Source organism: Azospirillum sp. (assembly GCF_035627195.1).
Classification (GTDB): domain Bacteria; phylum Pseudomonadota; class Alphaproteobacteria; order Azospirillales; family Azospirillaceae; genus Azospirillum.
The window spans coordinates 1-10,681 of record NZ_DASPMG010000100.1; the positions used below are offsets into that span (position 1 = coordinate 1).

The following is a 10,681-nucleotide window of genomic DNA, read 5'->3' on the forward strand; positions in this document are numbered from 1 at the left end:
ATGGCCGAGCGCGGCGCCGACGTCATCAAGGCGTTGATGCGCATGGGCGTGATGGCGACCATCAACCAGACCATCGACGCCGACACGGCGGAGCTGCTGATCAGCGAGTTCGGCCACCGCGTGCGCCGCGTGTCCGAGGCCGACGTCGAGCTGGGCCTGCGTGCCGACGACGACAACATGGACGCCATGATGCCGCGTCCGCCGGTGGTCACCATCATGGGCCACGTCGACCACGGCAAGACCTCGCTGCTGGACGCGCTGCGCCAGACCGACGTGGTCAGCCGCGAGGCCGGCGGCATCACCCAGCACATCGGCGCCTATCAGGTGCAGCTGGAGTCGGGTGCCCGCATCACCTTCATCGACACGCCGGGCCACGCCGCCTTCACCGAGATGCGTGCCCGCGGCGCCAACGTCACCGACGTGGTCGTGCTGGTGGTGGCCGCCAACGACGGCGTCATGCCGCAGACGATCGAGGCGATCCACCACGCCAAGGCGGCCAAGGTGCCGATCATCGTGGCGATCAACAAGATCGACCTGCCCGACGCCAAGCCGGACCGCGTGCGCCAGGAACTGCTCCAGCACGAGCTGGTGGTCGAGGAGATGGGCGGCGACATCCAGACCGTGGAAGTCTCGGCCAAGGCCAAGATCAACCTGGACAAGCTGGAGGAGGCCATCCTCCTGCAGGCCGAAATCCTGGAGCTGAAGTCGAACCCCGGCCGCACCGCCGAAGGCGTGGTGGTCGAGGCGAAGCTGGAGCGCGGCCGCGGCTCGGTCGCCACCGTGCTGGTCCAGCGCGGCACGCTGCGGGTCGGCGACGTGTTCGTGACCGGGTCGGAATGGGGCCGCGTGCGCGCCCTCATCAACGACCGCGGCCAGAACGTCGAGGAGGCGGCCCCCGCCACCCCGGTGGAGGTGCTGGGCCTCAACGGCACGCCGCTCGCCGGCGACGACTTCACCGTCGTCGAGTCGGAAGCGCGTTCCCGCGAGATCGCCGAGTTCCGCCAGCGCAAGAAGCGCGAAGCGGCCGTCGCCGCCACCGCCCGCGGCTCGCTGCAGGACATGTTCAGCCGCATCCAGGCCGGCGAGGCCAAGGAACTGCCGGTCGTCATCAAGGGCGACGTGCAGGGCTCGATCGAAGCCATCTCCAGCTCGCTGGAGAAGCTCACGGCCGAGAACACCGAGGTCAAGGTCCGCGTGCTGCACGCCTCGGTGGGCGCGATCAACGAATCCGACATCACGCTGGCGAACGCGTCCAACGCGATGGTGATCGGCTTCAACGTCCGCGCCAACCCGCAGGCCCGCGACCTCGCCAAGCGCGACGGTGTGGAGATCCGCTACTACTCGATCATCTACAACGTGATCGACGACGTGAAGGCGGCGCTGACCGGCATGCTGGCCCCGACGCTGCGCGAGCGGTTCATCGGCTACGCCACCATCCGCGAGGTGTTCAACATCACCAAGGTCGGCAAGGTCGCCGGCTGCATGGTCACGCAGGGCACGGTCAAGCGCGGTGCGGGCGTGCGCCTGCTGCGCGACAACGTTGTCATCCACGAGGGCACGCTCAAGACGCTCAAGCGCTTCAAGGACGAGGTCAAGGACGTCCGCGAGGGTTACGAGTGCGGCATGGCCTTCGAGAACTACGACAACATCCAGGCGGGCGACGTCATCGAGGCCTTCGAGATCGAAGAGGTCGCGCGGACGCTGTAAGGCGCTTTCGGCAGGGGGCACCGCCCCCTGCACCCCCGCCAGGGGCCCGTGCGGCCCTTGGATCCCATGTGTTAGGGTATGGGGGCGCGATGCTCCCGTCGGGAGGTTGGCATGACCGAGAACGTTCCTCTGCACGAAGCCCTCGGCCACATGGACGAGCTGGCGGATCGCGCCGTCAACGGGGAGGAGGTCATCCTCACCCGCGAGGGCAAGCCGCCGGTGCGTCTGGTTCCGGTGAACGAGTCCGGCATGCCGGAAAGCGACCGGATCGTCGCGCGGGAGCCGAAGCGTCCCATCCGTTTCGGCCTTCTCAAGGGCAAGATCTGGATGGCCGACGACTTCGACGCGCCGCTTCCCGACGATCTCCTGAAGGCGTTCTATGGCCTGGAGCCCGACGAGCCGTGGCCGCCGCAGCTGGACGGAAAGCCTTGAAGCTGTTGCTGGACACCCATGCCGCGCTCTGGCTTGCCACCGGTCATGAAGGGCTCGGTCCCGATCTGCGGAAGGCCATCGCGGGGGCGGCGGGCGGCGTCTTCATCAGCATGGCTTCGCTCTGGGAACTGAAGATCAAGGCAAACCTGGGCAAGCTTCGCATTCCGCCCGATCTTGCCGAAGGGCTGGAGGAAAGCGGAATCATCCTTCTTTCGATCGGCCTGCGTCACCTCAGCGCTCTCGACGGCATGCCTTTCCACCACAAGGATCCCTTCGACCGGATGCTGATCGCCCAGGCCCGGGTCGAGGGCATGACCCTGGTCACCGCGGACCGCATGATCCGCCACTACGACGTCCCGGTCCTCTGGTCCTGACCGGACACCGGCAAAGAACGAAAGCACGACACCATGGCAGGCAAACACCACGGCGGGCATCACGCCGGAAAAGCCCCGTCCCAGCGCCAGCTCCGCGTCGGCGAGGAACTGCGCCACGCGCTCGCCGACCTGTTCCGGCGCGGCGATTTCCATGATCCGGAGCTGCAGAACCTCAACGTCACCGTGACCGAGGTGCGCATCTCCCCCGACCTGCGCAACGCTACCGCGTTCGTCACCCCGCTGGGCGGCGGCAACGTGGAGGAAGCGCTGGTCGCGCTGAAGCGCGCCGCCCCCTTCCTGCGCGGCCAGGTCGCCCGCGTGATGAAGCTGCGCTTCGCGCCGACGCTCAGCTTCCAGGCCGACACCTCCTTCGACTACGCCGGCCACATCAACGCCATCCTGCACTCGCCCGAGGTCGCCCGCGACCTCGCCTCGACCGGCCCCCGCGTCAACGGCGATGATGACGACGATCACGGGGACGAGGACGACGGCTGGGACGAGGACGACGAGGAGGTCGAGTCCTTCGAGTACGACGAGGAGACCGACGACGACCTCGACGACCTCCCCGACGGCGACGAGGGCGCCGAAGACGAGGACGGCGGCGGGCACGACGAGCCGACCGGCGGCCGGGGGCCCGGCCGTGGCGCGTAAGAAGAAGGGCCAGCCGATCCACGGCTGGCTGGTGTTGGACAAGCCCGAAGGCATCACCTCCACCCAGGCGCTCGGCAAGGTGCGCCGCCTGCTGAACGCCGAGAAGGCGGGGCACGGCGGCACGCTCGACCCGCTCGCCACCGGCATCCTGCCCATCGCGTTCGGCGAGGCGACGAAGACCGTCTCCTACGCCATGGACGGGGCGAAGACCTACCGCTTCGCCGTCTGCTGGGGCGAGCGCCGCGCCACCGACGACCGCGAGGGCGCGGTCATCGACACCTCCGCCGAGCGGCCCACGCGCGACGCCATCGTCGCCGCGCTGCCCGCCTTCCTGGGCGAGATCCGGCAGGTGCCGCCGCAGTTCAGCGCCATCAAGGTGGACGGCGAGCGCGCCTACGACATCGCCCGCCAGGGCGACGCGGTGGAGCTGGAGCCGCGCACCGTCCGCATCGACCGCTTCGAACTGGTCGACATGCCCGACGCCGACCACGCCGTGTTCGAGGTGGACTGCGGCAAGGGCACCTACGTCCGCTCGCTCGCCCGCGACCTGGCGCTGGCGCTGGGCACGGTGGGCCACGTCGCGACGCTGCGCCGCACGCGCGTCGGGCGGTTCACGCTGGACAAGGCGATTTCCCTGGACGAACTGGCCGCGATGGAGCAAGGTGCGGCCGTCGAACGACTTCTGCAACCGATCGAGACCGCGCTGGACGACATCCCGGCGTTGGCCCTGACGGAAGCCGAAGCGCACCGACTTCGACACGGCCAATCGGTGGCGCTCCTCACCCGGCAGGACTTCGAACGCCTTCAGGCGCTTCGCGGTTCGGTGGGGGAGGACGGCGCCGTTCTTGCGCTTTTCGCCGGCAAGCCGGTGGCGCTGGCCCGTGTCGAGGGGGCGGAGGTCCGCCCGGTGCGTGTCCTCAACATCTGAATGATGGAGACCACGATGTCGATCACCGCCGAGCGCAAGCAGGAGCTGATCAAGGAATATTCCCGCGGCACCGCGGATACGGGTTCGCCCGAGGTGCAGGTTGCGATCCTGTCGGAGCGCATCCGCAACCTCACGGAGCACCTGCAGAGCCACAAGAAGGACTTCCACTCCCGCCGTGGCCTGCTGGTGATGGTCGGTCAGCGCCGCCGCCTGCTCGACTACCTCAAGGGCAAGGACCACGGCCGTTACGCCACGCTCATCGAGCGTCTGGGCCTGCGTCGCTGAGGATCGCCCAACACGTGATCCGAAACCCCGGACCGAAGCGAAGCCTTCCGCACCACGCGCCCACCGGCGCCACGGCGGCAGGCGCGCTTTCGGCCGGGGTTTTCTGTTTTGTCGGTACGCTCCCGCCAGGCCGCCGGCCGGGATTCCCCGGGACCGGCCGCTTTATGCATTTCATACGGGACTGAGGGAAAGTCCCCGGTCCCGGCCCGCGCACGCAATCCGGCGTGCCCGGGTGTCGGACGGAAGGAAGGCACGTATGTTCAACGTTTACCGCAAGGAAATCGACTGGGGCGGGCGCAAGCTGACGCTGGAAACCGGCAAGATGGCGCGTCAGGCCGACGGCGCCGTGCTGGTCACCTACGGCGAGACGACGGTGCTGTGCACCGCCGTGGGCGCCAAGTCGCCGAAGCCCGGCGTCGATTTCTTTCCGCTGACCGTCAACTACCAGGAAAAGACGTTCGCGGCCGGCAAGATCCCCGGCGGCTTCTTCAAGCGCGAAGGGCGTCCGACCGAGAAGGAGACGCTGGTCAGCCGCCTGATCGACCGGCCGATCCGTCCGCTGTTCGCCGACGGCTTCCGCAACGAGACGCAGATCATCTGCACCGTGCTCAGCCATGACCTGGAGAACGATCCGGACATCGTCGCCATGGTCGGCACCTCGGCCGCGCTGACGATCTCCGGTATCCCGTTCCTGGGCCCGATCGGCGCCGCCCGCGTCGCCTACATCGACGGCCAGTACGTGCTGAACCCGACGCAGGACCAGGTGCCGAACTCGGCCCTCGACCTCGTCGTCGCCGGCACCCAGGAAGGCGTGCTGATGGTCGAATCGGAAGCCAAGGAGCTGACCGAGGAGGTCATGCTCGGCGCCGTCATGTTCGGCCACAAGAACTTCCAGCCGGTGATCCAGGCCATCATCGACCTGGCCGAGATGTGCGCCAAGGAGCCGTGGGACATCCCGCCGCCCGCCTATGACAAGGCCGCCCTCAAGGCCCGCCTGCGCGACACCGTCGGCGCGGACGTCGAGGCCGCCTACACCGAGACGGTCAAGCAGGTCCGCTACGAGAAGATCGGCGCCGCCAAGGCCAAGGCCGTGGAGGCCCTGACCGCCGAGGGCGTCGAGCCCGGCCACATCTCGGCCGAGTTCAAGGAGCTGGAGGCCGACATCCTGCGCGGCGCCGTGCTCAAGACCGGCAAGCGCATCGACGGCCGCGACACCAAGACGGTCCGCCCGATCGTGTCGGAGGTCGGCGTGCTGCCGCGCGCCCACGGCTCGGCCCTGTTCACCCGCGGCGAGACCCAGGCGCTGGTCGTCACCACGCTGGGCACCAGCCAGGACGAGCAGATCATCGACGCGCTCGAGGGCGAGTACCGCGAGAGCTTCATGCTGCACTACAACTTCCCCCCGTATTCCGTGGGTGAAGCCGGCCGCATGGGTTCGCCGGGCCGCCGCGAGATCGGCCACGGCAAGCTGGCGTGGCGCGCCATCCACCCGCTGCTGCCGACCAAGGAGCAGTTCCCCTACACCATCCGCGTGGTGTCGGAGATCACCGAGTCGAACGGCTCCTCCTCGATGGCCACGGTGTGCGGCACGTCGCTGTCGCTGATGGACGCCGGCGCACCGCTGGTGCGCCCGGTGGCCGGCATCGCCATGGGCCTCATCAAGGAGGACGAGGGCTTCGCGGTCCTCTCCGACATCCTGGGCGACGAGGACCACCTCGGCGACATGGACTTCAAGGTGGCCGGCACCGAGCAGGGCGTCACCGCGCTGCAGATGGACATCAAGATCACCTCGATCACCGAGGAGATCATGAAGATCGCCCTGGGGCAGGCCAAGGACGGCCGCCTGCATATCCTGGGCGAGATGGCCAAGGCGCTGACCGGTGCGCGCGAGGGCGTCAACCAGAACGCGCCGCGCATCACCGTGATCAATATCCCCAAGGACAAGATCCGCGACGTGATCGGCTCCGGCGGCAAGGTGATCCGCGAGATCGTCGAGCAGACCGGCGCCAAGATCGACATCGAGGACGACGGCACGGTGAAGGTGGCCGCGGTCGATTCGAAGGCGGCGCAGGCCGCCATCGACTGGATCAAGGGCATCGTGGCCGAGCCGGAGCTGGGCGTGATCTACACCGGCAAGGTCGTGAAGGTCGTCGACTTCGGCGCCTTCGTGAACTTCCTGGGCTCGCGCGACGGCCTCGTCCACATCTCCGAACTCGCCCAGCAGCGCGTCGGCAAGGTGGCGGACGTGGTGAACCAGGGTGACGAGGTGAAGGTCAAGGTCATCGGCTTCGACGACCGCGGCAAAGTGAAGCTGTCCATGAAGCAGGTCGACCAGGCCACCGGCGAAGACATCTCCGCCAAGAAGAAGGACGAGGGCGCCGCCGCGCAGTGATGCGCGTTTTGGTTGCTTGACCGTCCGGGAGGGATCCCCTCCTGGCCGCATCCTGAGAGAAAAAGGCGCCGCAAGGCGCCTTTTTTGTTGTCCATCCGCCGGGCAATGCGCCGATCACGCGCAATACGGCAACGTTACATTTCGCTGCTATTTATCACTTCTACGACTAACTGCATCTGTCCATAGTACAGGTCCCCACATTGCCACGTCATTGACGCCAAAACGTCCCACGAACGTGCGCTGCTGTAAGTAAGGACCTGCCATGGCTACGTTGATTGTCACCGGACAGAACGCAAACACCGGAAACGGAAACAATATCCAGGGCGGCCTTACTGCAACGTCGGGCGATGACATCATCCAGGTAACGGAAGCGGTATATCCTGGCGGGGTTTACGACGGCAGGGCCGGGACCGACATCTTCCAGCTTGACGAGGCGGGCGGGTCTTACAATTTCGATCTCACCGTCTTGATGGACGTCGAATGGATCTATGGCGGTGCTGCCGCCGATACGATCTCCGGCGCCTTCAGCATCGGCGTCAGCGTGTTCGGCGGCGGCGGCGACGACAGCATCCGCGGCATCACCGCCGCCGCCAACACGCTGCTGGGCGGTGAAGGCAACGACACCATCGCCGGCCAGGGCTTCGGCGACATCCTCGACGGCGGCGCGGGCGACGACGTGCTGTCCGGCAACGGCGGCAACGACACGCTGTACGGCGGCGACGGCAACGACACGCTGTACGGCGGCGCCGGGACCAACGTCCTCTACGGCGGCGACGGCGAAGACGTGTTCTTCACGGCCGGCGGCGGCAACACCATCCACGGTTTTGGCACGGGCGACGCGATCCGAATCATCGGCCGCGACTCCGCCCTCGGCAGCGTCACCCTCGGCGACGGCACCAACGTCGCCGCGAACTCGATGCAGATCTCCGTCGGCGCCTCGACCACCACGCTCTACCTCGACACCAACGGTTTCGCCGGCGGCGCCGAAGCCGTCATCACCCTGGCCGGCACCTATTCCACCGCCGACTTCTGGCTGAACGGCCAGGACATCCTCTTCAACGCTCCCAGCGGCGGCGACGGCGGCGGCACGCCGAGCACGCCGTCCACTCCCTCCACTCCGTCCACGCCGACGGTCGACGGCGTTCCCGTGCAGCAGACCGTCAGCGGCGGCTCGGGCAGCACGCCGACGCAGACGGTGACGATCCCCACCGTCCAGCCCAACCGCACCGAGCAGACCGGCGCCCCCACGGCGGCCGACATCCCGGTGCGCACCGAATCCGGCCAGACCATCCTCCAACTCCAGGTGCCCACCGGCATCGGCATGCAGGTGCAGGGCGACGCGGCACCACGCGGCGCGCACCAGTCCACCGCCGACCTCATCCGCGCCATCCAGGCGCGCACCGTCGCCGGCTCCGCCGACCAGCAGGCCATGACCGGCACCGGCGCCGGCTTCCTGCAGGGCCTGCCGCAGGACGCCAACCTGATCATCCAAACGGTGGTGCCGACCGCCGCCTCCACCACCGCGCCGGACCAGCCCATCGTCATCGCCGGCCCCACCGCCGCCGGCGTGAGCAACGGCGTGAAGGTCCCCGTCGCCCTGGTGATCGACGCCTCGAACCTGCCCAGCGGCACCATCATCCAGCTGCAGGACGTCAGCTTCGCGGCGGTGGTGGGCGCCGTGCGGGTGACCGGCGGCGAGGGCTCGCAGAACGTCACCGGCGATGGTGCCGCGCAGTACATGGTGCTGGGCGCCGACGACGACACGCTGCGCGGCGGGGGCGGCAACGACTTCGTCGGCTCCGAGGGCGGCAACGACGTGCTGTACGGCGACACCGGCGTGGACACGGTGACCGGCGGCATCGGCAACGACATCCTGTACGGCAACCAGCAGGATGACCTGCTCTACGGCGGCGCCGACCAGGACACGCTGTTCGGCGGCCAGGATTCCGACGTTCTGTACGGCAACGAGGGCGCCGACGCGCTCTACGGCAACCTGGGGTCGGACACGCTGTTCGGTGGCCAGGGCGCCGACGCGGTCTACGGCGGCCAGGGCGACGACGTGCTGGGCGGCAACCTGGGCGCCGACACGCTGGCCGGCGGCCTGGGCGCCGACACCTTCCGCATCACCTCCCCGCAGGATGGCGCCGACGCCATCACCGACTTCACGGCCGGCGAGGACAAGATCGCCGTGGTCGGTCCGAACTTCGGCGCCATCCCGGCGGGCGCCCTGTCCGCCGGCCACTTCGCGCTGGACAACCCGACGGCGGCCGGAGCCCAGTTCGTGTTCAACACCCGCACCGGGGCGCTGTCGTTCGACGCCGACGGCAGCGGCGCCGGTGCTGCCGTGGCCATCGCCACGCTCAACATCCGTACGTTGTCCAACACGGACATCCTGGTGCTGGCAAGCTGATCGGAAGCTGATCGGTCACGGAAGCGAGGCAAGGGGATGCCCTCCCCCTTGCCTCCGACCGGCTGAGCCGACGCGCCCAACCTGCGATCGTGCCCCCGAATCACCGCTATAGGGCGGAACTCCGCCGCCGGCCGTGCCCGGTCGGGTGTCCGGCGAAAAAATGTGAAAACTTGTCACATATTTTCGATTGCATGTTCCAGCCGCGAACCGATAGTCAATCGCATACGCTGGTATGAGTACCCCCTGCGGCCATGGCGGGCCATGGCCCGGGGATGGCCGTCCGGCGCCTGACTTTTGGTTGCGCATTGCGCACGTCAAGCAACGGGGGTGGCCATGGCTGGCACGCTGCAATACAAGCTGGGATCGGACACCTCCTACAGCGACATCCGCGTGGTGAACGCCAGTACGACGCTGGCCAGCCAACTCGCCACGTTCGACGGCGTCACCATTTCCTGGAACAGCACGTCGGCCGTCTGGCAGTGGGGTCCCAGCGGTTCGGAAATCAGCCTGCTCGGTTCCAGCGGCGCGGCGCTCGACTCCGACAATATTTCCTTCATCCTGAATCTCAGCACCTTCACCGCCGCCGCCAAGCTTAACGGTGGCGGGCTGGCCGATTCGCTCCACGGCGGCTCCGCCGCGGACACGCTGTACGGCGGCTCCGGCAACGACCTGCTGTCCGGCGGGGACGGGGGCGACGTGCTGTACGGCGGCGCCGACAGCGACCTGCTGTACGGCGGCGCGGGCAACGACGTGCTGTCCGGCGCGGCCGGCAACGACACCCTCTACGGCGGCGACGGCGACGACATCATCCCGGTCGTCGTGGGCGACCCGTCGGGCGACGTGATCGACGGCGGCGCCGGCAACGACGTGGTGGTCCTGGCCTCCGCCGGCAGCTACAACTTCTCCACCACGACCATCGGCAACGTCGAGGCGATCAGCGGCACCTCCAACAACGACACCATCATCGGGCCGGATGGCGCGGGCTACGCCATTTCGGGGCGCGCCGGCAACGACAGCATCGTCGGCGGCAGCGGCAACGACACGCTGGTCGGCGGGGCGGGCATCGACGTCCTGGCCGGCGGCACCGGCGACGACGCTTTCGAGATCTCGTCGGGCACCGACATCGGCACCGGCGAGGTCATCGACGGCGGCGGCGGCACCGACACCATCCTTCTGAAGGGGGCGGGCAGCTACAACCTGTCCACCGCCAACTATCTCGACATCGAAGCCATCACCGTCACCACCACCTCCGCCGTCACCATCAGCGCCGGCAGCGGCGCCGACAGCATCGTCGCCAACAACGGCACCGACTCGCTGTACGGCGGGGACGGCAACGACAGCATGTCCGGCGGCGACGGCAGCGACACCCTGTCGGGCGGCGGCGGCGCCGACGTCCTGGAGGGCGGCAACGGCGACGACCGGTTCCTGTTCACCGCCGGCGAACTGACCGGCGCCGCCGACACCCTGAGCGGCGGCAGCGGCACCGACACCATCGTGCTCGG

9 protein-coding genes are annotated in these 10,681 nt (G+C 68.3%); all 9 read left to right on the forward strand.

Annotated features, from left to right (window positions below; all coding sequences use genetic code 11):
* Window positions 1-1,707, forward strand: a 1,707-nt coding sequence (gene infB / locus VED21_RS09115; RefSeq protein ID WP_324882025.1) for a translation initiation factor IF-2, incomplete at its 5' end; no start/stop codon positions are given.
* A gap of 111 nt (window positions 1,708-1,818) precedes the next feature.
* Entirely contained in the window at window positions 1,819-2,139 is a 321-nt protein-coding gene (locus VED21_RS09120; protein WP_324882026.1) for a type II toxin-antitoxin system prevent-host-death family antitoxin, read from the forward strand.
* Complete coding sequence (locus VED21_RS09125) at window positions 2,136-2,513, forward strand: type II toxin-antitoxin system VapC family toxin (protein WP_324882027.1); 378 nt, start codon at window positions 2,136-2,138, stop codon at window positions 2,511-2,513. Before VED21_RS09120 ends, VED21_RS09125 begins: the two co-directional genes overlap by 4 nt.
* Window positions 2,514-2,546: 33 nt before the next feature.
* Window positions 2,547-3,164: a 30S ribosome-binding factor RbfA gene (gene rbfA, locus VED21_RS09130; RefSeq protein ID WP_324882028.1), complete on the forward strand. Its 618-nt coding sequence runs from the start codon at window positions 2,547-2,549 to the stop codon at window positions 3,162-3,164.
* Window positions 3,154-4,092: a tRNA pseudouridine(55) synthase TruB gene (gene truB, locus VED21_RS09135; protein ID WP_324882029.1), complete on the forward strand. Its 939-nt coding sequence runs from the start codon at window positions 3,154-3,156 to the stop codon at window positions 4,090-4,092. Before rbfA ends, truB begins: the two co-directional genes overlap by 11 nt.
* Window positions 4,093-4,107: 15 nt before the next feature.
* Window positions 4,108-4,377, forward strand: coding sequence for a 30S ribosomal protein S15 (gene rpsO, locus VED21_RS09140; RefSeq protein WP_324882030.1), 270 nt, complete (start codon window positions 4,108-4,110; stop codon window positions 4,375-4,377).
* A 256-nt stretch (window positions 4,378-4,633) separates the two neighbouring features.
* Window positions 4,634-6,769, forward strand: coding sequence for a polyribonucleotide nucleotidyltransferase (pnp, locus tag VED21_RS09145; protein WP_324882031.1), 2,136 nt, complete (start codon window positions 4,634-4,636; stop codon window positions 6,767-6,769).
* Between the two features lie 469 nt (window positions 6,770-7,238).
* Window positions 7,239-9,179, forward strand: a complete 1,941-nt coding sequence (locus tag VED21_RS09150) for a calcium-binding protein (protein ID WP_324882033.1) — start codon at window positions 7,239-7,241, stop codon at window positions 9,177-9,179.
* A gap of 333 nt (window positions 9,180-9,512) precedes the next feature.
* On the forward strand, window positions 9,513-10,681 hold a 1,169-nt coding region (locus VED21_RS09155), incomplete at its 3' end, for a calcium-binding protein (RefSeq protein ID WP_324882032.1).

Coding starts and splice junctions, on each gene's coding strand:
- VED21_RS09150 (WP_324882033.1), top strand. CDS start 7,239: ATGGACGTCGAATGGATCTATGGCGGTGCTGCCGCCGATACGATCTCC.
- rbfA (WP_324882028.1), top strand. CDS start 2,547: ATGGCAGGCAAACACCACGGCGGGCATCACGCCGGAAAAGCCCCGTCC.
- rpsO (WP_324882030.1), top strand. CDS start 4,108: ATGTCGATCACCGCCGAGCGCAAGCAGGAGCTGATCAAGGAATATTCC.
- VED21_RS09120 (WP_324882026.1), top strand. CDS start 1,819: ATGACCGAGAACGTTCCTCTGCACGAAGCCCTCGGCCACATGGACGAG.
- pnp (WP_324882031.1), top strand. CDS start 4,634: ATGTTCAACGTTTACCGCAAGGAAATCGACTGGGGCGGGCGCAAGCTG.